This window comes from Niabella aurantiaca DSM 17617 (assembly GCF_000374125.1).
GTDB lineage: Bacteria > Bacteroidota > Bacteroidia > Chitinophagales > Chitinophagaceae > Niabella > Niabella aurantiaca.
Window position 1 is genome coordinate 548,601 of the sequence record NZ_KB893625.1, and the last position, 23,913, is coordinate 572,513.

General features: G+C 49.6%; 12 protein-coding genes. 11 read left to right on the forward strand and 1 reads right to left on the reverse strand.

The window, feature by feature from the left end; all coding sequences use genetic code 11:
* Positions 1-178 precede the first annotated feature (178 nt).
* The 7 genes from B160_RS0102245 (at position 179) to B160_RS28230 (ending at position 13,968) form a co-directional block, all read left to right on the forward strand.
* On the forward strand, positions 179-1,078 hold the full coding sequence (locus B160_RS0102245) for a helix-turn-helix domain-containing protein (RefSeq protein WP_018626230.1): 900 nt from the start codon (positions 179-181) through the stop codon (positions 1,076-1,078).
* A 260-nt stretch (positions 1,079-1,338) separates the two neighbouring features.
* Positions 1,339-3,675, forward strand: a complete 2,337-nt coding sequence (locus B160_RS0102255) for a glycoside hydrolase family 20 protein (protein ID WP_245562136.1) — start codon at positions 1,339-1,341, stop codon at positions 3,673-3,675.
* 42 nt (positions 3,676-3,717) lie between these two features.
* A complete protein-coding gene (gene galB / locus B160_RS0102260; protein ID WP_018626232.1) occupies positions 3,718-6,255 on the forward strand; it encodes a beta-galactosidase GalB in 2,538 nt (845 codons plus the stop codon).
* Between the two features lie 59 nt (positions 6,256-6,314).
* Positions 6,315-8,213 (forward strand): glycoside hydrolase family 97 protein, encoded by a 1,899-nt coding sequence (locus B160_RS0102265; protein ID WP_018626233.1) that lies wholly within the window; start codon positions 6,315-6,317, stop codon positions 8,211-8,213.
* Between the two features lie 81 nt (positions 8,214-8,294).
* Positions 8,295-8,447, forward strand: a complete 153-nt coding sequence (locus tag B160_RS31505) for a hypothetical protein (RefSeq protein WP_157557856.1) — start codon at positions 8,295-8,297, stop codon at positions 8,445-8,447.
* A 718-nt stretch (positions 8,448-9,165) separates the two neighbouring features.
* Positions 9,166-11,067, forward strand: coding sequence for a sulfatase-like hydrolase/transferase (locus B160_RS28225; RefSeq protein WP_157557857.1), 1,902 nt, complete (start codon positions 9,166-9,168; stop codon positions 11,065-11,067).
* A 90-nt stretch (positions 11,068-11,157) separates the two neighbouring features.
* Entirely contained in the window at positions 11,158-13,968 is a 2,811-nt protein-coding gene (locus tag B160_RS28230) for a glycoside hydrolase family 2 (RefSeq protein ID WP_071596994.1), read from the forward strand.
* Here the strand turns inward: B160_RS28230 and B160_RS0102295 are convergent.
* Positions 13,928-14,779 (reverse strand): hypothetical protein, encoded by an 852-nt coding sequence (locus B160_RS0102295; RefSeq protein ID WP_018626239.1) that lies wholly within the window; start codon positions 14,777-14,779, stop codon positions 13,928-13,930. The genes B160_RS28230 and B160_RS0102295 overlap by 41 nt on opposite strands.
* Positions 14,780-15,238: 459 nt before the next feature.
* On the opposite strand from B160_RS0102295, the gene B160_RS0102305 reads away from it, so the two are divergent.
* The 4 genes from B160_RS0102305 to B160_RS0102320 all read left to right on the forward strand — a co-directional run bounded on the left by B160_RS0102305 (position 15,239) and on the right by B160_RS0102320 (position 23,705).
* Entirely contained in the window at positions 15,239-17,404 is a 2,166-nt protein-coding gene (locus B160_RS0102305; RefSeq protein ID WP_026309464.1) for a PVC-type heme-binding CxxCH protein, read from the forward strand.
* Between the two features lie 263 nt (positions 17,405-17,667).
* Positions 17,668-19,560 carry an NHL repeat-containing protein gene (locus B160_RS0102310; RefSeq protein ID WP_018626242.1) on the forward strand — a complete coding sequence of 631 codons (1,893 nt, stop codon included), beginning with the start codon at positions 17,668-17,670 and terminating at the stop codon, positions 19,558-19,560.
* A 7-nt stretch (positions 19,561-19,567) separates the two neighbouring features.
* Entirely contained in the window at positions 19,568-19,951 is a 384-nt protein-coding gene (locus B160_RS0102315) for a high-potential iron-sulfur protein (RefSeq protein ID WP_018626243.1), read from the forward strand.
* Positions 19,952-19,982: 31 nt separating this feature from the next.
* The gene (locus tag B160_RS0102320; protein ID WP_018626244.1) at positions 19,983-23,705 is read left to right on the forward strand and encodes an outer membrane protein assembly factor BamB family protein; all 3,723 of its coding nucleotides are present in this window, start codon (positions 19,983-19,985) and stop codon (positions 23,703-23,705) included.
* Positions 23,706-23,913 lie beyond the last annotated feature (208 nt).

Here is a 23,913-nt window from a genome sequence, read left to right on the forward strand (position 1 = left end):
AAATCATGGTAATTATGCGCAATCACAAATATGCGGTATTTGCAGGGCGGTTTTGCCCGGCGGTATTTCGTATTTTAGCGGCGGAATGGCAAAAGGATCCGGGCAGGCCGTGTACCTGCCGTGGTAAACAGGAAGAACAGCAGGATCTCTTTCGGATGCGATCGCCACCGCTTCAATTATGGTAAAGAAAAAAGACCGGGTCATTACAGAGTATCACCTGAACCAGCACCGGCCCGATCAGCCACAGCTGGCCATACACGATCTTCGCAGTTATCTGACGGAACATCAAAAGGATACGACCAGGCCGCATATTCATAGTTTTTACCAGGTCATCTGGTTTAAGAAAGGCTCAGGGATACACTTTGTTGATTTTAAAGGACACCGCGTGCAGGGAAGCCTGCTTTTTTTTATCGCCCGGGACCAGGTACATTATTTTGATCAGCGAACGGATTATGAAGGCGTGCTGATCCATTTTAACGAGTTGTTCGTGGGAAGTAAAGACGGTGGGGTTGGTTTTCCGGCAGGGCTTGACCTGTTTGGCAATCCGTATCAGGCGCCTTTTTGCCCCGTTGATAAAGGAACAGCAATGCTGCTGGAAGCATATCTTCAGCTGATAAAAACAGAGCTGAACAATGAAGGGACCTTTGCCCGCGAAGCGTTATTGAGCATATACCTGAAAGCGCTTCTGATACAGGCGCAGCGCAGTAAAAATGAATTTGAGAAAAGGGCCGGCAACACTTCCTTTATGCCCGATGAAAAAAGACGACTGCTGAATCATTTTGTAAACCTGGTGGATCAGCACTATACAAAGGGGCTTACGGTGTCGGGGTATGCAGGCCTGTTACATATTTCTGCCCGCACCTTATCGGATCTTACCCGCCAGATCCTGAACAAAACACCGTCGCAGATGATACAGGAGCGGATCACTCTGGAGGCCCAGCGGTTACTGCTGCATTCGGGACTGAATATAAACCAGATCGGTTACCGGCTGGGCTTCGACGATCCTTCTTATTTTGTAAAGTATTTTAAAAAACATATCCGCCGGTCGCCATCAGCGTTCCGGAAGTCGCTTTCCTGAATCTACCATTTTTTTCGGATTTAACCATTTTTCAGAAGGGGCAGACCCTTGATTTTTGCAGGAGACCGCATCACATTTATAAATTCCCGAACTTTATTGCCGTTGTCAGCAGCGATATGGAGATCTGCCCGGCAGAGGAACGGTTGCAAATGATTGCAGATGCCATTCAGACCGGCCGGAAAATGAAAGATCCATCTCTGTAATGGACCGGGACAGACGTGATGAAGATCTGCCGGCAAGGCACCAGGTAAAAAAATAATATGAGTACAATAATGACCAGTAAGCGGTTCCCATGGATGTTCCTGTTCCTTTTTTTGGCGCCTCTTACTGCCCCGGCGCAGACCGGTCCGTCGATCATTCCGCAACCCGCGCACCTGCAGCTGACGGGCGGAAGTTTCCGGCTGGATCAAACGGTTGCCCTGATTGCCGGCTCCAGGGAAAAAGCGGTGCAGGACATCGTTCGTTTTTTCAGAACGGGCGTACGCCAGGTAAGCGGGCTTTCTTTAGCACCGGCAAACGGTGCTTCAAAGACCATCCGTTTTGAGATCGTAAAACAGGGAAACCTTCCGGAGGAGGGGTACCGGTTATCAGTAAAGCCTGCTGCCATTTTGGTTCAGGCGGCCGGTGCAAGCGGGTTGTTCTATGGAATGCAATCGCTGTTACAGACGCTGCCGGCCATCCGTACCAACCAGGAGATAGCGATCCCCTGTATGGAGATCGAGGACGCTCCCCGGTTTCGATGGCGGGGAATGATGCTTGATGTAAGCCGTCATTTTTTTTCACCGGAATTGGTCAAAGCATTCATCGACCTGTTGGCCACCTATAAAATGAACGTATTCCACTGGCATCTGGTAGACGGTGCAGGCTGGCGCATCGAAATAAAGAAGTATCCCAAACTCACACAGCAGGCTGCCTGGCGGATCAGTGATTATAACAAACCCTGGAACTGGGCCGGCATTCAATTTGATGCGGACCGCAGCAAAGCCACCTATGGCGGTTATTATACGCAGGAACAGATCCGGGAAATTGTAGCGTATGCAGCCCAGCGGCATATAACCATTGTTCCGGAAATTGAAATGCCCGGACATTCGGAAGCAGCATTGGCCGCTTATCCGGAATACTCCTGCCTGCCGCACCGGGCCTCTTTTCAGGACCCGGGCAGTTTTTATGGAAAAGATGCTGCCGCGAATTATTGTGCGGGCAATGACAGCGCTTTTGTATTTCTGCAGAATATTCTCAAAGAAGTGATGGCGCTCTTTCCTTCCAGGTACATACACATAGGCGGGGATGAGGTAGACAAGACCAGTTGGAAGCATTGTGTGCGGTGTCAGCGCCGGAAGCAGGTGGAAGGACTGAAGAATGAGGAGGAGCTGCAAAGCTATTTTATACGCCGTATGGAAAAATTCCTGTCGGCCCATGGGCGCAAGCTCATCGGCTGGGACGAGATCCTTGAAGGCGGGCTGGCGCCGGAGGCTACCGTAATGAGCTGGCGCGGTGAATCCGGTGGTATCAAGGCGGCACAGATGAATCATGATGTGGTTATGAGCCCGACCGGCCCGCTTTACTTTGACTACTACCAGGGCGACTCCGAAACAGAGCCCCCGGCGTTTGGCGGGTTCAATACGCTAAAGAAAGTATATAGCTATGAACCGGTTCCGGAAGAACTATATGCCGGGAAAGCGAAATATATTTTAGGCGCCCAGGCCAATCTGTGGACAGAGCAGATCCAGACCTTTGACCGTGTAGAATACATGATCCTTCCCCGGATGCTGGCCCTCTCCGAAGTGGTGTGGAGCCCGAAAACCGCCCGCAACTGGAAGAACTTTAACCAGCGGCTGCAGGCGCACCTGGTTACATTTGATCAAAAGGGGATCCGCTACTCCAAAGGCAATTTTAGGGTAGATATTAAACCGGAGATCAGCAACGGGAAGCTGATGGTACGGCTGGAAACCGAAAATGAGAACGGCACGATCTTCTATACCACGGACGGATCCGATCCCGGTACCGGCAGCCAGCACTATGAACAACCCTTTGCGGTAACCCGGTCCATCGTACTGAAGGCCGGCCTGGCCATCAACAACAGCATGGTACATGTGCAGCCGGCACAGCAGGTATTTACCTTTAATAAGGCAACCGGCAGAAAGGTGCAATACGCAATGGCCTATAGTAAGTATTATCCCGCCAACGGACCGGCAACGCTGACGGATGGCCTGCGCGGCACAAAGGATGCCGGCCGGCAATGGCATGCATTTAACGGCAGCGACCTGGAAGCAACGATCGATTTTGGCCAGCCCATAGAGGCCGGTCAGGTAAGCCTGGGTTGTCTCCAAAGCTATGGTCAATGGATCTTTTTTCCGCAATGGGTAAAGTTTGAAGTGTCCGGCGATGGCAGGAACTATACAGAACTGACTACGGTATCCAATACAGTACCGGTGGCCGATCCGGCGGTACAAACAAAAGATTTTGCCGCCCGCTTTGACCGGCGTTTATTCCGGTACCTGCGCATTACGGCAAAGAACCTGGGACTGTGCCCGAAGGGACACCCGGGCGAAGGCCAGGCTGCCTGGCTGTTCTGCGATGAGATCGTGGTGGAATAGGAGATCTTAAAAAAGATTTTTATAAACATAAACAATTTGCACATGCGTTCTCTTTCCCTGGCCCGCTGGTTGGCTGCTGTTTTTTTTACTTTACTGCTGTATCAGGCGGGGCTTGCACAACCGGCCTTCACCCGTTTGGGAAATGCACATACGCAGCCCTTTGACGACGGGTGGCTGTTTAAACGGTATGGGTTGCAGCCGGACGGTACACGGCTGGAAGAGCCATCGCAGGCCGAAACACCGGGCTTCGACGACCGGCACTGGCAACCGGTTTCTTTGCCGCACGATTGGGCCATTACAGGGCCCTTCCGCATAGAGCTGGCAGGTGAAACGGGAAAGCTGCCCTGGAGGGGCATCGGGTGGTATCGCAAATATTTTAACGTTCCTGCTGCGGACGCCGGTAAAAAAATATTTATCGATTTTGATGGCGCAATGGCCTACGCGGAGATCTGGCTCAATGGTCATTATGTGGGCACCTGGCCCTATGGTTATACTTCTTTCCGAATGGACCTGTCGTCGTATCTTTTATTTGGAAAGAAAAATGTGCTGGCGGTGAAGCTGAATACCGAAAAATGGGATTCCCGCTGGTACCCGGGTGCCGGCATTTACCGGCATGTATGGCTGGTAAAAACAGATCCGGTGCATGTGGATCATTGGGGTACCTATATTACCACACCGCAAGTAACGGCAGCATCCGCCAATGTAGAGGTGTCCGTAACCGTTGCCAACGAAGGAAAGAAGGCCGTAACAGCAATGGTGCGGACCGATATTTTTGAAGCGGGCAGGGGCAACGCGCTTCAAAAAAAAGTAGCTGTCGTTCCCAATAAGACATTGGTCCTTCAACCGGGAAAGAAAGATCCTGTAGCCATGTCGGTTACAATAAAGCATCCCCGGTTATGGAGTCTTAAAGCACCCCATCGCTACTTTGCCGTGACCTCCGTATGGGTGAACGGCAAGAAGACCGATACCTATTATTCAACATTCGGCATCAGGACCCTGGAGTTTACGGCAAGGAACGGGTTCCTGCTAAACGGGAAAAGGGTGCCCATCCAGGGTGTTTGTAATCACCACGACCTGGGAGCATTGGGCGCCGCCATCAATACCAGCGCGCTGCGGCGGCAGCTGGCATTGCTGAAAGAAATGGGGGTGAATGCCATCCGTACCTCCCACAACCCGCCGGCTCCGGAGCTGCTGGCCCTGGCCGATGAAATGGGGCTCCTGGTTTGGGATGAAGCTTTTGATGCATGGAAGCATGGCAAGAAAAAGAACGACTATAACCGGCTGTATGACGAGTGGCATGAGCGAGATCTCGTGGCCCTGGTGCGCCGCGACCGGAACCATCCTTCCGTATTTATCTGGAGCATCGGCAATGAAGTAATGGATCAACGGGATGTAGCGATGACCAAAGAGCTGGCGGACATCATGCGCAGGGAAGATCCCACCCGACCGGTTTCCAATGGCTATAACGATCCCGATGGAGGCAGGTCTTCGGGGGCGGTTCAGGGACTGGGCCTGATGGGGGTGAATTATTTTTTTGGACAACAGGCCAAATGGGATGCAGATCCGCGTTATGCCGGCATGCCCACTATCGGCAGCGAAACCTCCAGCTGCGTCAGCTCCCGGGGAGAATATTTTTTTGGAACGAACCGCAGGAACTGGCAGATCAGTTCCTATGACCTGGACCATCCGGGCTGGGGCTGCACGCCGGATGAGCAGTTCCGGACCAATGCAAAATACCCGCATCTTTTAGGTGAGTTTGTGTGGACCGGCTTTGATTATCTGGGTGAGCCGACCCCTTATGGTTCCGACGAAACCAATTTGCTGAACTTCAGGAATGATCCTTCAAAACGTGCTGAGCTGGAAAAGGCACTGGCTGAACTGCAGAAAAATAAACCGCCCTCCCGCAGCAGTTATTTCGGGATCATTGACCTGGCTGGGTTTCCAAAAGATCGTTTTTATCTTTATCAGTCGCATTGGCGGCCGGACCTGCCGATGGCGCATATACTCCCGCACTGGAACTGGAAGGAGCGTACGGACTCGGTAGTGCCGGTGCATGTATATACTTCCGGTGATGAGGCGGAGCTGTTCCTGAACGGCAGGAGCCTGGGACGTAAAAAGAAAATGCCTTCGAAAGACTTTCGCCTGGTTTGGGACCAGGTCATTTATACGCCCGGCGAATTGAAAGTGGTGGCCTATAAGAACGGCAAACACTGGGCAACCGATGTGATGAAAACGACCGGTGCGGCGGCAAAACTCGCTTTAGCCGCCAACGTAAAAAAAATAGCCAATGATGGAAATGACCTGGCTTTTATTACGCTGCGGGTGGAAGATCAGGAAGGGCTGACGGTGCCCGGCACGCATCCGAAGATCCGGTTTGTGGTGGAGGGCCCGGGAGAGATCGTGGCTACGGATAACGGGGATGCTACCAGCTTCGAATCCTTTCAAAGTCCCGAAAGGAACACTTATAATGGAATGGCACTGGTTATTGTAAAAGCAAAAAAAGGCGTTAAAGGAACGGTAACGGTAAAGGCCCTTTCAGACGGGTTGGTACCGGCAAAAACGACCCTTGCAGTGGAATAGCAACCGGTTGTACTGCGGCAGGGGCTTTTCTATCTGTAAAAACAAGAAACGGCATGCACATGAAGTCCTTATTTATATCTTACCGGCGAATATTATTTTTGATGCTGGCCGGGCTTTCCGCGCCGGGTATATGGGCACAAAAAGGCCCGCTTGCATCACCCGACGGGAAAGTTGTTTTTGGATTGCAGCTCAATGACAATGGCAGCCCGGCGTACCGGTTAACCTATGAAAAGAAGGCGGTGCTCTTGTCCTCATCATTAGGCGTTGATGGCTGGGCAGATGGATTGGATCTCAAAGACACCCGGTCCGTCCGGAACAATACGGATTGGAAACCGGTATATGGAGAGCGCAGCGTGATCCGGGATCATTACAATGCGAGGATCTACACCTTCGGGAAGAAGGAAGTGCCCAGTCAGCAGCTGCAGATCGAAGTGCGCGCCTATAATGAAGGTCTTGCTTTCAGGTATCTGTTTAAGGATTCGTTTCCGGATAAGCGCCTGCGCATTGAAAAGGATCTGACCACCTTTCAGTTGCCCGAAGGCACACTTGCCTGGTTCGCGGGCAGAGCCCAGGCTGCCTACCAACTGCTGCCGTTGAACAAGTGGCCGGGAGAAGCAGAACGCCCGCTTACATTGCAGCTCCGTAACGGACTGTATGCAGCGCTGGCCGGGGCAGGGGTGGTGGATTACTGCCGTACAAAATTTGTACTGGATGCCCGCAAGCCCAATACCATTGCCTGCGCCATGTTTGATGCGGTAGAACGCTCTATTCCGTTTTCCACACCCTGGCGGATGATCCTGCTGGCTGAAAAACCCGGGGCACTGTTGGAGAACAACGACCTGTTCCTGAACCTGAACCCGCCCAATGAAATAGCAAATACCTCCTGGATACGGCCGGGAAAAGTAATGCGCGAAATAACGCTGTCTACATCCGGGGCAAAGAAGCTGGTAGATTTTGCTGTAAAGCGGCATTTGCAATACATTCATTTTGATGCGGGCTGGTATGGCCATGAGTATGATTCCGCTGCCGATGCTTCCAGGGTCAATGTGGACCCCCTGCGCAACCCTGTAAATGAGCTGAACATGGAGGACGTGATCCGCTACGCCCGGCAACGGGGCATTGGCGTTTTTTTATATGTGAACCAGATCGCGTTGGCAAAGCAATTGGACCAGCTGCTGCCCCTGTATCACCAATGGGGGATCGCGGGGATCAAATTCGGTTTTGTAAACGTAGGCTCATATCGCTGGACGCGCTGGCTGCATGAGGCTGTAAAAAAATGCGCCCGGTATCAGCTGATGGTCGATATTCACGACGAATACCGCCCCACGGGTTTTAGCAGAACCTACCCGAACCTGCTGACGCAGGAGGGCGTAAGGGGCAATGAAGAAATGCCCGATGCTACCAATAACACCATCCTGCCCTTTACCCGGTTCTTATGCGGACCGGCAGACTATACCATTTGCTATTACCACCGCCCGGAATTAAAACCCAGCCTGGCGAAGACGCAGAATGCGCGTGTGCTAAAGACGACTTCCGCGCACCAGATCGCCTTGTCGGTGGTTTATTACAGCCCGTTGCAATTCATGTACTGGTACGACCGGCCGGAAGATTCGCGGGACGAACCTGAGCTTGAATTTTTTGACCGGGTCCCTACTGTTTGGGATGATACAAGAGTGCTGGATGGCGCCATTGGTCAATATGTGACGGTTGCCCGCAGAAGTAAAAAAGACTGGTTTGTGGGAAGCATTACCAACAACGATGCCCGGAAACTCCGGATCTCCTGTTCCTTCCTTCCTCCCGGAAAGAAATACCGGGCGAAGATCTACTACGACGATCCGGCATCGCCGGTGCGCACGAGGGTTTCTATAAAACAGGTAGTGGTAGATGCGGCATCCGTGATCGATACGCCGCTGCCGGCTTCCGGCGGACAGGCGATCTGGCTGCAGCCGGTAAAATGATCTTCCGGCAGGCCTGACAACAAAGACGGATGACCAGTGAGGGATGTCAGAAATCGCAACAGGATCCTTTTTAAATTTGTAGTGGCAATATCAATCGAGCTGTATACCGCCCTGTATCAGTCGCTGCTGAACGCGGTAAGAAGGCAATGCTGGGAGGAGCCCAAACAATTGTTTGCAGATGATATCACCCATAGCAGTTTCAGCCGGCCTGCCAATATGATGGCCATCCTGTAGGATGCCCTGCCTGCGGAAAAGCAGGCAACGCTTTTTAATAAAATTATTACCGATACCAGCCTGGTGCGGGCCACCCTGTATTACCGCTTTTATTTGTTCCGGGCGTTAAAGAAAACAGGCCAAGGCAGTGATTATTTAAAAATGCTGCAACCCTGGAAGACATGTTGGCGCGGAGATTGACTACTTTTGCTGAAAAGCCGGGGCCGGCACGGTCCGATTGCCATGCCTGGAGCGCCAGTCCGAATTATGATCTGTTGGCACTTGTTTGCGGAATAGAGCCGGCCAGCCCGGGGTTCCGGTCGGTGCGTATTGCTCCTGTTTGGGCAACCTGGAATAAGTAAAAGCAAAAATGCCGCGTCCGGCCGGTGAAATATCAGTAGACCTGGCCCGGTCAGCAAAGGGAATAAAAGGTGAAGTAATGCTGCCCCAGGATTGAGCGGGGTGTTTGCATATAAAGGGAAAATGCAAAAACTGAACCCAGAAAAAAACAGTATTAAATATGAATAAGCAATATATTGAAGCGGGGAAATAATATTTATCCGCTTCGTGAGATACAAACGGGCTTTTCGCCCCTGGCCTGTGCGGACACAGAGAAAGGGATCTTATCGACGGTTAGCGGAGCTTCGCAGGTGTTTTGTATAACGGATCATTGGGAAGTTTAGCGTCATGTAACGACCTTCATTTCTTAACGGTTCAATAAAAGCTTAATTAAAATTGTATGAATCCATATTTGAAATATTGTCTTTTGCTAATGATTTGTTGCAGGGGCCTTACAGGGTGGGCGCAGCAAAAGCCAAATATACTCTGGATCACCATTGAAGACACTTCGCCGGAGTTCATTGGCTGCTATGGCAATAAGACGGCACATACCCCCAATATAGACCAGCTGGCAAAACAGGGCGTCCGGTTTTCCAATGCGTTCTCAACGGGTACGGTTTGCTCTCCCAGTCGCACGGCGATCATTACCGGTGTAAAAACCTATTGTACGGGAACAGGGCATCACCGCAGCGCTTTCCCGGTGCCCGGGTTTATGAAAGGTTTTCCGTATTATCTGCAGCAGGCAGGCTATTACACCACCAATGCGGCTAAGACGGATTACAATATAAGAGAAGAGCCCGCCTATATAAAAGAGGCCTGGAACGAAAGCAGCGGAAAAGCAGGCTGGTGGAACCGGAAACCGGGTCAACCCTTTTTCGCGGTTTTTAATTTCAATGCATCGCACCAGTCCAATACCATGACGAACCCTTACGATCGTTATGTAAAAGCCGTTTTGAGTAACCTTGATAAAGAAGCGATCATTGCCGATGACGCGTTTGAAATGCCTCCTTTCTACCACGATACGCCGGAAATGAGAAGGGAAATGGCACGGGTGTACAATTCCCTTTCGCTCACCGACAAACAGATCGGGAAATTATTGGCGCGGCTGAAAGCAGATGGGCTGGCAGACAGCACCATTATCGTCTTTTATGGTGATCACGGGGAGGGCATACCCCGGGGAAAAACGAACGGTATCGACTTCGGTTTTCGGGTTCCTTTTGTGATCTGGTTCCCCGAGATGTACAAGCAGTTATCCCCCTGGGGCACGGGTATCGTTACCGATGAGCTGATCGATTTTACAGATCTTGCGCCAACCATGATCTCACTGGCCGGAGGCATAAAGCCCGCGCATATGACGGGAAGGGCTTTTTTGGGTGCCGATAGAACAAAAGCGCCGGAATACCTGGTGCTTTCTTCAGACAGGTCGGACAATGGCCCGGACCTGGTGCGGGCCGTAACGGATGGCCGCTATTTCTATGCAAGGAATTTTATGTCCTGGATGCCGCAATTGCGTTATATCCGGTATATGGAGATCGGCGCCATCAAGCAGCTGATGAGAAGTGATCTGGAGAAAGGCGCTCTGGATCCGTTGCAAAAAAGCTTGTTTGAGCCGAGGCCCGCCGAATTTTTGTTCGACACAAAAACGGACCCCTGGGAGACGCGGAATCTTTCGGCAGCAACGGATATGCGATCACGATTGCAGCAAATGCGTGGTCACCTGGAAGAAGAAATGCTTTCAGTCAAAGATATTCTGCTCCTGCCCGAAGGAGAGATGGATACCCTTTCAACATATACCACGCCGTATGAATATCGTTTAGACGCAAATGCATATCCCTTTCATAAGATTTATGCCGCGGCTTCGCTGTCCGGGTTTCGCACTGCAGACGCGCTGAAAAAGCAGCTGGCATTGTTGAATGATACCGGCAGGATCGTTCGTTACTGGGCGGTGACCGGCCTGCGCGCGCAACCGCTGGCTGCCTTAAAATCCCGTAAGGCCCGGTTGCTGCCGCTGCTGGATGATGTGTATCCGCCGGTGGCGGTAACGGCTGCCGCCATACTCTACGAACTGGATCAGGATGCCAAAGCGAAGGATTGCCTGACCCGCTATCTGCTGGGCGAAAATCAGTATTGGGCGCTGATGAGCCTAAATTTTTTGCTTTATAGTCATGATAAGAAACCGTTTATTGAACCGGTTCAGCAATGCCGTGCAATGCCGGGCAGAAGTTACGCTGCCAAAGCCGCCTGTATGGATTTCCTGGGTAGCCTGGATTTAGTGCCCAATGATTTCAATCACCGGGAATAGCAAATGACAGGATGATGAAACAGGGCGCGGGAACATGCGCCATGGCTGATGCTGAAATTTTTTGATGATGATCCGAATAAAAAGATACAAATGAAATTAACGCGTTCTGTTTGTTTTTTGTTTTTGACGTTTGCGGGCATGACCAGCCTGCGGGCACAGGAAACGCAGGTGAAATATTTATCGGGCACCGGTGCGGATAACACCGTTGACTGGGATTTTCTTTGTTCGGCAGGACAGCGCAGCGGTAAGTGGACCACCATTGCGGTGCCTTCCTGTTGGGAGCAACAGGGATTCGGCGCTTACAATTACGGGCATGTTCCGTTAAAAGACCGGTTGAACGAAACCGGCACCTATCGGTACGCATTTACCGTTCCGGAAGACTGGAAGCACCGGGACGTCCATATCGTTTTTGAAGGCGTGATGACCGATGCCGCGGTCCGTATCAACGGGAAGCCGGCCGGCCCGGTGCACCAGGGCGCCTTTTATGAGTTCCGGTATGCGATCGGTGACCTGTTGAAGTTCGGAAGCAGGAATGAGCTGGAGGTACAGGTGAAAAAAAATTCGGATAATGCTTCGGTCAACGAAGCGGAGCGTACCGCAGACTTCTGGATGTTTGGCGGTATTTTCAGGCCGGTGTACCTGGAAGCGAAGCCTGAGGTAAATATCCGGCGCGTTGCGGTGGATGCCAGAGGGGATGGGACCTTTGCTTCCGATGTTTATTTGACCAATTTCCAAAAGGCGGCTCAGGTACGGGTGAAGCTGACCCCGTTGCCGGTAAAGCGGGGCAGCGTGATGAAAGCGTCTGTTCTGACCGCGGCGATCGATGGGGCAACGGTACGCGTTGCCGGTAAGGTCCGCAATGTGCTGTCCTGGACGCCCGAATTTCCCAATCGCTATCGTGCTGCGTTCGAGTTGTTGGACCGGAAGGGAAAATTGCTGCATCATTATGAAGAAACCATTGGCTTCAGAACGGTGGAGGTGCGCGCGGAGGACGGTATTTATGTGAACGGGAAGCGCGTCCGGCTAAAAGGGGTCAACCGCCACACGTTTCATCCGAAGTATGGCCGCACTTCTTCAAAAGCCCTGAGCATCCGTGATGTGAATACCATAAAGGACATGAACATGAATGCCGTGCGGATGTCGCATTACCCGCCCGAGAAACATTTTCTGGATGCCTGTGATTCGCTGGGGCTTTTTGTTCTGGATGAGCTGACCGGCTGGCAGAAGCCGCCTTATGATGATACGACCGGGTTGAAGCTATTGACGGAGATGGTCACAAGAGATGTCAATCATCCCGGTATTATATTATGGGATAATGGCAATGAGGGCGGTAATAATTATAAGCTGGATGATGTGTTTGGTAAGCTCGATATCCAGCGGAGGGAGGTATTGCATCCCTGGCAGCAGTTCGGGAAATTCAATACTGCGCATTATATAAGCTACAATTACCTGGCACATGATAACCACAGCCGGCGAAAAATATTTTTACCTACGGAATTTTTGCATGGCCTGTATGATGGCGGCGCAGGAGCGGGCCTGGAAGATTACTGGCAGAAAATGTGGGATGATCCACTTTGTGCAGGGGGCTTTATCTGGGTCTATGCCGATGAAGCGTTAGAAAGAAGGGATCGGAAGGATAGCCTGGATACGGATGGGAACCATGCACCGGATGGCATCCTGGGGCCTTATCTTGAAAAGGAAGGAAGTTACTATACGGTCCGGGAAATATGGGCACCGTTGTTTTTTGAGAAACGATATATTACTCCGGATTTTAACGGGCAGTTTCATATTGAGAACCGGTACGATTTTACAAACCTGGATCAATGCCGTATAGAGGCCGGCTGGATCATCTATCCTTATCCCGGCCGGAAAGGAAAAACGACGACAAGCAAAACGGAACAGCTGCATGTCGTAGCCGGGCCGGGACAGAAAGCGGTGTTACAGGTGCCGCTTCCCCAGGACTGGCAGCAATATGATGCGCTGTTTATAAAGGCGACGGATCCCTATGGACGGCTGATCAATAAATGGACATGGCCGGTAAAAAAAGCGCAGCAAAGCATTACTGCAATGCTTCCCATAACCCATTACGGAGTCCCGCAGCTTTCGGATGCCGGCGATCACTGGCTGGCAACCATAGGGGCGCTTCAATTCCACTTTGATAAGAAGACGGCATTGCTCACCCGTGTAATGAGGAATGGTACGGTCATCCCGCTGTCGAACGGCCCGGTATTGATCAGCAGGGAGCAGATCTTGAAAAATGTAACGGGGTACAAACGGCAGGATACCGTGTACCTCTCGGCTTTATATGAAAGCGGCAACAATTTTCAATGGATCCTTACCGCCGATGGTCTGCTGCGGCTCGAAGTGAATTATGAGCCAAAGAACAATAACCTGTTTGCCGGTATTTCTTTTGATTTTCCTGAAAAGGAAGTGACCGGAATGCGCTGGCTGGGCAACGGGCCTTACCGTGTATATAAGAACAGGCTGAAAGGCGCTGCTTTCGGGCTTTGGGAAAAAGCATATAACAATACCATTACCGGCGAATCGGGTTTTGTATATCCGGAATTTAAAGGGTATCATTCAGGCACATACTGGGCGGAGATCGGCGCGGCAGCTGGCAAAGGCTTTACTGTGTATGTGGCATCGGATGATATCTTCCTGCGCATGTTTACCCCGGGTGTACCAAAGTTTCCGGGTAAAACCGCAATCGAATACCCGCCCGGTGATCTTTCTTTTTTACACAGCATCAATGCGATCGGAACAAAATTCGATACCCAGCAGGGGCCGCAGGCTGCGCTAAATCCTTTTAATGCAAATAAGCTTTACGGCGATTTATTACAGTTGAAACTGATCTTTGATTTTAAAGAATATAATGATGATAACGGACAAGCCCTTCAATAGCGGAACGCAATATATTGCCCACCTTTAACCCGTACCGGGCAGCCACCTCAACAAAAACAGCTTTCAGGTGATAGGCTACGGATCCCACTGTGTTGATGGAATGGTTCTGATAGTCCGGATAATGGGTGATGATCTTTTTAAAGAAATCGTCGAAGTTGGCAATGACCAGCTCCCTGCAATAGGGATCGTCAATATGGTCACCGGCAAACTCCGCAAACCGGGCACAATACTGGTTGGGCGTTTTTGAAGTGTACACTTCATTGATCAGCTGTTCGGGTGCCAGCTTGTACCGGCCTTCAAAATTTTTTTTAAGACCGTCCGGCATATCGCCCCTGATAAAGCCGGTAATGACCATCTTTCCAAGATGGGCCCCGCTTCCTTCATCGCCCAGCAGGAACCCGCCGGATTCGATATTGCAGGTGATCCGGGTTCCGTCATAGAGCCCGCTGTTGCTGCCGGTTCCCAGTATGGCGGCAAGGCCCGCTTCTTTTTGCAGCAGCGCCCTGGCGGCCGCCAGCAGGTCCGTTTCAAGAGAAATACCGGCATTGGGAAATATTGCCGCGATCCCGTTCTCCAAAACCGCATCGGCTTCTTTTGAGTAACCGGAACCGGCGCTGTAAAAGCAAACCTCTTTTATTTGATCGCGCTGCAGGGCCAGTGTGTCCGGCAGCGCTTTTTCTAAAGATTGTGCCATATACCCCGCGTCTACAAAAAAAGGGTGGTATCCTTCTGTTTCAAAATTAAAGACCGCCCGGTCATTGAGAAAACTCCAGGAGGTCCTTGTGGCGCCTCCGTCTGCAATCAGGATCATTGTTGTAGGTATTTTGAAAATGAAATCATCCGGTAAACTGTCAATCCAGTTGCATATAAAAACCGCAAAAATTCATTTTTACAGCCCCTGTGTGATTGATTTTTCGTAAACAATTGATTTTTAAAAAATTAATTGTATTTCTTATGCGGTCTCTAAAAGAATCGTTTCCTTATTTAGTCGGTTTGTTTGCGTAAAATAAAATAAATATCCGCAAAAATTCCGCAAAATAATTGTTTTTTCTACCTTTTGCAATTATATTGCGTATCGATTTTAGTTGAAAAAAGGACTAAAATACCACAAGATATAATGATTGCCGATATCACCGCTAAAATCTTATACTTAAACGGAAGCTGTAGTTTCTGTTGCCAAAAAATACTGCTTTGTGATCCGGAAAGAAGATCGCGCTGGTCTCCGGTTCCTGACTCCCTGGTCAAAAATTTATATTCAATATAGTAGTTTATGAAAAGAAAGCTTAGTTTATTTTCAGTAGTATGTTCCCTTTGTTTGATCGTATTTTTTTCCTGTAAGAACAACGACGGAAAACAGGGTTCAAAACCGCTGTATGCGGAACCGCTTACTACCGATGAGGCGTTGAAAAAGTTTGAACTGGACCCGGATTTTGAGATACAGGTATTTGCGGCAGAGCCCTATATTACCGATCCGGTGGATCTTGCTTTTGATGAAAACGGGATCGCGTATGCCATTGGGATGCCCGACTATCCTTTTCCACCCAAGCCCGGAGAAGAAAAGGGGAATGTGCGGGTGCTGCTGGATCTGAATAAGGACGGACGTATCGATTCTTCCGTCGTTTTTGCTGATAAACTTTCTGAAGCGACCAGTGTACTACCCTGGAACGGCGGGCTGATCGTAACAGCAGCGCCGGATATTTTGTTTTTGAAAGACACCAACAGTGATTATAAGGCCGATATAAAAGAGGTGTTGTACACCGGCTTTTACAAAGCCAATTCGGAAGCGCAGATCACCAGCCTGCGTTACTCGGTTGATAACTGGATCTATGCAAATAATCGCGGACAGGCGGGGGAAGTAAGCGCTCCGGATGAGCCCAATGTGTCGCCCATCAATATGCAGGGGGCCGATTTCCGGTTCCGGCTGGATCAGAAAAAATTTGAGCAGGAAACAGGCCCGGGGCAGTTTGGACAAACCATTAACGACTGGGGCCACCGGTTCTTTACGGAGAATTCCATCCACATCCAGGAGTCGGTGATCCCCTGGAGATACACGCATCGCATTGAATATTTAAAAAATCCAAGGGCGATCATCAATATTTCAGATCACGATCCCATCATGTATCAAAGAACCGAAACGCCGTACTGGCGCCAGGCGCGTACCGATGCGCGCAATGTGAACTTTAAAAAACAGGGTTCCAAGCAGATCGAATATGCAAGAGATCATTTTACCGGCGCTTCCGGCGGAACTGTGTATGATGCTGATGCTTTCCCTAAAGAGTTTTACGGGAATGTGTTCACCGGCGATGTTGCGGGCAGCCTGGTGCACCGGGATATTTTAACCCTGGATATGCAGAGCCCGGTATATACGGCTAAGCGGGCGGCGGGCGAAAAGGACCGGGAATTCCTGGCGACCACCGACTCCTGGTTCCGGCCTGTTGGCTTTACCGTAGGACCCGACGGGTACTTGTACGTTATCGATTATTACCGGCAGCATATTGAAACGCCGATGTCGATCCCGGACAGCCTGAAAAAAGATATGGACTTTATGCGCGGCAGTGATATGGGAAGGATCTACCGGATCGTGCCTAAAGGGAAGAAACCGGTCACCGACTTTGCAAAATTGTCTTCGATGACCGCGGCCCAGCTTTTACCCTACCTGGGTAATGGTAACCAATGGTACCGGCTGCAGGCGCAGCGATTGATCATTGCAAAACAGGATCAAACGGTCGTCGATGCCTTAAAGCAAACGGTGAAAACCACCAATAATCCTTTGGAGCGGCTGCATGCCCTTTATACCCTGGATGGATTAAAAGCCCTGGATGCCGCTGCTGTAAAGATCGCCCTGGCAGATGCAACCCCGGGTGTGCGGGAGCATGGTGTGATCCTGGCGGAACGCTATCCCGAGCTGGCCCCGGAGATCGGGCAGATCGCCGTTAATGATCCCTCGACAAGGGTTTCTTTACAGGCTACGCTGAGTATCGGAAATGCAAAGAACAAACAGCTGGTCAGGGATGTTTTGCTGCAGGTTGCTGAAAAGTATGGCGGAAGCAACCCCTGGTACAAAACGGCCATATTGAGCAGCCCGGATGGCAGTACTACGGCGTTCTTCAACGCATTGATGGACCGTAAAACGTTTTTTAATGAGTTTGTTCCGGATAAAGGGGCGCTGGTAGAAGATTATGCAAGCATCATTGCTGCGCGCAACAATTCCCAGGAAGTGGCATCACTGTTCAAGCAGATGGATGCCGCGGCACTGGCCGGTAACCCGGGATGGAAGTATGCCATCATCAAAGGTATGGGTAAAGTGTATCGTACCGGAAAAATCAAAGCAAGCCCGGCAACCTTATCCGCAATCGAAAAGCTGCGGACCAGCCCTGCAAAGGATGTTGCGGATACGGTAGCGAAATACCTGAAAATAAAGGAGGCAAAAAAATAGGGGGGTAATATTTTTACCAGGGCTGACCAAAAGCCGCGAACGAAAGATGAACCGGAAATCCGGAAAGTTATTGTTCGTCAGTCGTCGGGACTTGCTGTCTCATCACTTTATCAGGTAAAAAAGGACTGTTTAACGGCCCCCGGCGGCTCCAGGTTTTGGATGTCGTTCTGAGCTCCCGGTGGGACGGATGTTTCAGAACTCATCGACAGCGCCCCATCGCAAAATAGATAACCCGGTTCATCATTGATCTTAATTTGTTTGAAATGTATATAGGTCTTCGGTCCGTTTGCCTTTTTCTTTTTGGCCTTGTAGGCTGTTATTGCAGCAGCGCACAGGACCTGGGAAGCGGTTTTTATGATTATGGTGTTGCCTGCCCCGAAAGCAACGACAGGGGCGTAGTGGCCACCACCGGCGCCGGAGGAAAGAATGTTGTGCTGGCCTGGCTGTTTGATCACCGGGGCGGATATGGATTATTGTCCATCGATGTGGCTTCAGGGGCTTCACGCCTGTTTGATCTGCCGTTTCCTCCGGGCGATGCGCCCTATGCATCGATCTTATCTTCCGATAATAAATTTTATGCCTATTTCAACAATCATTTTGCGGCATTCGACCCGGTAAAAAATGAATTTACCTTTTCGCAAAAAGCTTTTGATGTTACGGCGATGGCTTTTACGGAGGACGATCAGGGCCTGATCTGGGCGGCCACCTATCCCAATGGCGGGCTGGTTGCCTACAATCCCAAGACCAGGCAGTTGGTGAATTATGGTTTTGTGAACAAAGAGCCCTGGAAGCAATATCCCAGGGCCATTGCAGCGGATGCGGATGGGTGGATATATATAGGGATCGGGTCTACGGAAACGCAGATCATTGCCTTTGATCCAAAAACAAAAGAGACCCGGAAGCTGCTGCAGGGAGATAAACGGCTGAAGGGATGGCCCTCCTTGTACCGGTCGCGGGATGGCGCCGTATATGGAACAGCATCGATGGAAGAAGGCGGGAAGCGCATAAAGCTCTCCGATGGAGTTGCGGTGTTTACCACTGAAGAATTTAAAGTGACCAACGAGAAACCGTATATCGCCGGAAGTCAATCTCTTTTTTATAAAAAGTTTCCGGACGGATCGGTTATCAAAAGCATCGATTTTGGTCTTCGCGAGCTGGTGGTGACCCATGGCGCCGGTGAAAAGAAAGTGAACTTTAAATATGCCAGCGAGGGAAGTCTTGTAATGGCGGTGGACGTAACCTTAGGTGGAAAACTGATCGGCGGTACTACATTCCCCATGCGGTTCTTTGAGTTTGACCCGGCTGCAAATACATTTAAACGTCACAAGGCTTACGGGCAGTTCAATGCTTCTGCGGCATTTAAGAATGCTGTTTATTTTGCTTCGTATCCATATGGTGCGCTGGTACAATACAATACGGATCAGCCGGTAAGCAATGATGGCACAGCGGCAAACCCCGTGGTATTGGGCGCCGATAAACAAAATGTTCACCGGCCGCACCGTGTTTTGGTACTGGATCAGCTGGGCAAAGTATTGATGACCGGTACGCCGGAGTATGGCTATACCGGAGGCGGCATGCTGATCTATAATAAGGGCGGGGGAACCATAAACACGCTGGCGGACAGCCAGCTGATCCCCGATCAGTCTACCATGAGTATGGCCGCCCTGGACGACCATAGGGTACTTGCCGGCACTACGACTGCGCCCGGTACCGGCGGTTTGAAAAAGGCGAAAGAAGCAGTACTGTATCTTTTTGATGCAAAAACACTAAAACCCATCTGGCAGGAACCTGTTTTCCCGGGTACCCAAACCTATAGTGATCTACACAAGGCCGGTGCGGTTGTATTTGGAATTGCAGATAGTCGCCTGTTTTTTGTTTTCGACCCCATCAAGCGGAGCGTTATCTATAAAGAGACGCTACCGGATGCCCTGGGCCCGGTGGTAACCGTGCAATCGCCGAGGGTATTTGTGAAGGATCCTTCTACCGGGGAACGCTACCTGATCTGCAGAAAGGGGATCTTAAAAGTAAACAGATCCTCCTATAAATTGGAAACCGTTGCCCTGTCGCCGGTGATGATCGAAGCTGGCGGCGCTTATTACAATAACAAGATCTATTTTGTGAGTAACTCCCATTTGTGCAGTTATCAATTAAATTAAAAGTTCTATGCAAGACAGACGTAAATTTTTGAAGCGATTTCTTTTTTCAGCAACTACAACAGCTTTCGGTGCAGTGCTGCTACAGGGATGTGGCAATAATGAGCAACCTGCCGAAAAGCCGGCGGAAGCACCAAAGACAGGCGAACCTGCTACCGTACCCGAGCAGCAGGGCAGCGCGATCATCGACAGCTCTGAAATGACACAGGAGGATTTTGACAAAAGGAAGAATCTCGGGTATGTGGAAAAAACACCGATGGAGGATAACCGCTGCGACAATTGTGCCCTTTATTTAAAACCGGAGGGGGACAGTAAATACGGTGGTTGCCAGCTGCTGCGTGGTCCCATATCCCCGGGTGGCTATTGCCCGTACTGGGCCGCAAAACAGGGATGATTGGTAGGCTTAATTTAACTGTGATAAATTAGTGAAAAAGCTCTTTACACTGATATCGCTTGTGTTTTTCATTTCCTGCGATTGCGTTGTTGCACAAGAAATAGATAAAAATACATATTTAGATGATCTTCCAAAGCGGAAGCCATTATTAGTTCAGACATTATTAGCGGACCAGGGCAGGCCTAACGGGATTATTGTTACGCCAGCTATACCTGGGTTTTTGGAACTGGCCAAAAAAGTACAATCTGCCATCAAAACTGCTGCCGGCGCCACCTTGGAGATTATTCCTGTGGAAAAAATAGCAAATTTGCGTGGTGAGCTGAGGGGATCAACGCCTGATAAAAATATGGTCGTTCTTGGAAACCTTCAGACAAACGGGCTGGTTGCGCATCTCTATTTCCGTGGTTACTGTGCAGTTGACAATAACTATCCGGGTGCAAATGCATATGTAGTGCAAACTGTTTCAGATCCCTGGGGTACCGGTGCTAACGTAATTGTTCTGGGCGGCAGCAATATAAACGGTATTAAAAAAGCTGCTACACGTTTCTGTGCAGACCTTCCTAAAGGAGCTACGTTGAATATATCCCGTATACTGAAGGCAGAAGGCATCAGGGATCAATCTCCGGATCTGACTGACGATGATATTGCAAAAATACTTGATAGGTCTACTGTTGAATTTATTGCCGGTAAGCATAACGGCCTCTTTCCTACTATTGCACAGGCGGCTAATGCCTACAATCTATATGGTAAAGAAGGACAGGCAAAGCTTTTTCGTGAACTGGTTTTTCTGGAATATGATCTTAGGGTCAATAAGCCGAACGACTTTGACAGCCCCTGGGGAAGCGGGGCCGATATGCAGTTTGCACCATTTATGACAGCATGGGATAATGTAGAAGAAAGCGGCTCATTAAGCGATGAGGATCGCCGGAAAATAATGGGTATTATGCTGAACTACATTCACTATTATGAGAAGTATGCATATATCCCCGCTTTCAAAACATCAATTATAAGACATAATCATCACACTTTCCCCGGGCAGGGTTTTTCTGCCGCAGGCCGGTATTTCAGTAAATATTATCCCGGTTATGCCGGTGGACCGAAATGGTTAGGCATGGGTGATGATTGTTTTCGGATACAGATGAGATCATGGAAATCACAGGAAGATTGTGGCGCCTACCTCGGGCTTGCCATGCGGCATATAGGCTATTATACAACAACGAGACCTGATTTCAGCTGGTTTGATTCGGGCTATGCAAAAATTGCCGGTGACATTCCCATTATGACGATGGATAACCTTGGGCGCCAATGTGCGTATGGAGATATGGCGGGTTCTAATCCGCAATCCCATTTTGCGTTATGGACCTTTCTGACTACCGTACAACGTGATGGCCGATATTCCTGGGCGCTTCTCAAAAGCAGGGAGACTATCAGAAAATCGCTTACTGAAAGGGATAGCTTACCTGTTAATGTGATCCCTGTTGAGCCGGTTGATTTGTTAGGTACCAAATGCCTGCCATTAGATTCATTGTTTTATGTTTCACTGAATGGAAAAGGAACTGTTCCCAGAGAACAGACTTTTGATAAAATATCGTTCCGGTCGTCTTTCGATCCGCAAAAACAATATATGGTCATTGATGGCATCAATGTTGGTTACCATGGACATAAGGATGGAAATTCAGTTTTAAGGCTATCAGATCATGGCCGCATCTGGCTGGCCGATGGAGATTATATAAAGTCTTCTCCCAAATACCACAATACCCTGCTGATCTTCCGTGATGGCCAGGCAACGGAAATGCCTCCATTCATTAAACGGGAACTGGTTGCCGATTTACCCCGCGTGGGTATGACACGCACCACCACCCCCGCTTATGGAGGTACTGACTGGACGCGTAGTATTATCTGGGACAAAGAACGCGCGTTTGTTTTTATTGACGAAGTAAAAGCAAACAGCGGGGAATCGTATAGTGTGCGCACATTATGGCATACGCTTGGAAAACCTTCATTTAAAAATAATACCTTTAGCCTGACACAACAGGGAGTGCAGTTTCATATTCAAAACCTGGATGGTTCCGGCTTGAGAAATTTCAGAGATGTTGCAGTAGGCAAAAATTGGACCGATTATCCATATGCGGATCCGATAGTTAATTCATTACAGCAAACCCGTACTGCTACCCTTAAGAAGGGGGATAAACTGTATGTGATGAATGTTATGAGCGCAGGCGCAGAAGGCAAAACCCCAATAAAGGCAGTAAGGGTAACCGAGGCGTCATTATTATTAGGTACCGGAAGTGCCCAGGCATTGATAGGAACAGGCTTTGTTAAACTGGCCGGTCTGAAAACAGATGCCAGGCTATACTGGATCACAAAAGAGCGCATTGTACTAGGTGGAGCCCGAACACTTATCCTGAAAGATAAACAAATATTTCAAGCTGCAGACTCCATATCAGCGGAACTCTCAGCGGACGGAATTACCCTGACAACAGATAAACAAACACAAATCACCTTTTATAATAATGCAAACGGTGGTATATTGCTGGATGGACAACCGGTTAGTGAGGTGAAAAGAGGCAGTAGCTTTATTGTTAGTATCGGTGCAGGAAAGCACCTTGTTAAAGGTATAAATTTGCCAAAACAATTTAATATACAGTTCCCCGAACCTTCACCGGTTACGGCTAAAGTTTCGGTTAACCTGGGCTCCGGCAAGATCGTTGAAAAGTATGCGTTCACTCCTGAAAAAGCAACTGTGTTCCGCCCTGCAGCTGCGGGTGAAGAAGGCTTGTATACTGCCGGAGGTGACGGAATGCTTTATGCCTTATCACCGGACCTAAAGGTGCGATGGAAATATAATGTGGGTGGCAATATTAGTGCAGTATGGGCCGGAAAACTGGAGAAGAATGCCGCTGAACGGATTGTTGCCGGAAATACCGACGGACGTTTTGTTGTGCTGGATCAGTCTGGCAAGGTTATATGGGAAGGTCAGATCCCTGTATACAGAAAAGAAAAGGCCGTTGTTTATTTTATGTCTGCCGATCTTAAAGGTGATAAAAACCGTTCACTGATCGTGGGTGCTGCCAACTGGTATCATTATGCTTACGATAATAGCGGAAAGGTTTTATGGAAGTTCTTAAGCATTCATCCTTCTACCACTGGTGCTGCAGCAGACCTTGACGGAGATGGCAGAGAAGAAGTAATTGCCGGCACCAGTTATTACAGCTGGCCCGCCATTACTTCTGATGGAAAACAAAAATGGACCGTCCGTGGCGGCCCTGGTGCGAATGCCGTAGCTGCAGCCGACCTATCAGGTATGGGAAAACTTACTACTTATATTGCCGGAGCTGACGGAAACCTTTATGCGGTAGAAGCCGATGGCAAACGCCGCTGGACCTATAGCACAGGTGACGGCGCTACAGCCGTTGGATTTATGGATGTAGATGGCGATGGGGAAAAGGAAATCCTTGTGAGTACGCTGAGCTCAAATATTGTGGCACTTAAACCTGATGGTAGACCGGTTTGGCGGCGTGACCTTGGCGAACCCGTTTTATCTATGGTACAAACTGATCTGAATAATGACGGCAGAATGGATATTGTAGTTGGAACTGATGACGGGCATGTTATAGCTCTGGATCAGAAGGGACAGCCCTTTGCACACTGGACTACCAGCGGGTCAATCAGCCAGTTGATAAGCCTTCCGAAAGGCGAGGTTGCTGTTAATACAAGCACCGGGAAAATGATTATATTGTCCATGGAGCGTTAACCAGGCGAATAAATATTATACGTGAACAATGTAGTCCCGTATAAGGAGTGATTATTAAATGATTAATTGGTACAAAGAATTTACTGTATTGTGGATGATATTTTAAAAGAAACAGGTTGTAAGAGGATCGCCGGAGAATGATAAATGACAGTGTAGTAATGACAACAGCTAGGACTGGTAATGTTTATTTCCACATTTGCTTTGAATA

Coding starts and splice junctions, on each gene's coding strand:
- B160_RS0102245 (WP_018626230.1), top strand. CDS start 179: ATGGTAAAGAAAAAAGACCGGGTCATTACAGAGTATCACCTGAACCAG.
- B160_RS0102255 (WP_245562136.1), top strand. CDS start 1,339: ATGAGTACAATAATGACCAGTAAGCGGTTCCCATGGATGTTCCTGTTC.
- galB (WP_018626232.1), top strand. CDS start 3,718: ATGCGTTCTCTTTCCCTGGCCCGCTGGTTGGCTGCTGTTTTTTTTACT.
- B160_RS0102265 (WP_018626233.1), top strand. CDS start 6,315: ATGAAGTCCTTATTTATATCTTACCGGCGAATATTATTTTTGATGCTG.
- B160_RS28225 (WP_157557857.1), top strand. CDS start 9,166: ATGAATCCATATTTGAAATATTGTCTTTTGCTAATGATTTGTTGCAGG.
- B160_RS28230 (WP_071596994.1), top strand. CDS start 11,158: ATGAAATTAACGCGTTCTGTTTGTTTTTTGTTTTTGACGTTTGCGGGC.
- B160_RS0102295 (WP_018626239.1), bottom strand. CDS start 14,779: ATGATCCTGATTGCAGACGGAGGCGCCACAAGGACCTCCTGGAGTTTT.
- B160_RS0102305 (WP_026309464.1), top strand. CDS start 15,239: ATGAAAAGAAAGCTTAGTTTATTTTCAGTAGTATGTTCCCTTTGTTTG.
- B160_RS0102310 (WP_018626242.1), top strand. CDS start 17,668: ATGTATATAGGTCTTCGGTCCGTTTGCCTTTTTCTTTTTGGCCTTGTA.
- B160_RS0102315 (WP_018626243.1), top strand. CDS start 19,568: ATGCAAGACAGACGTAAATTTTTGAAGCGATTTCTTTTTTCAGCAACT.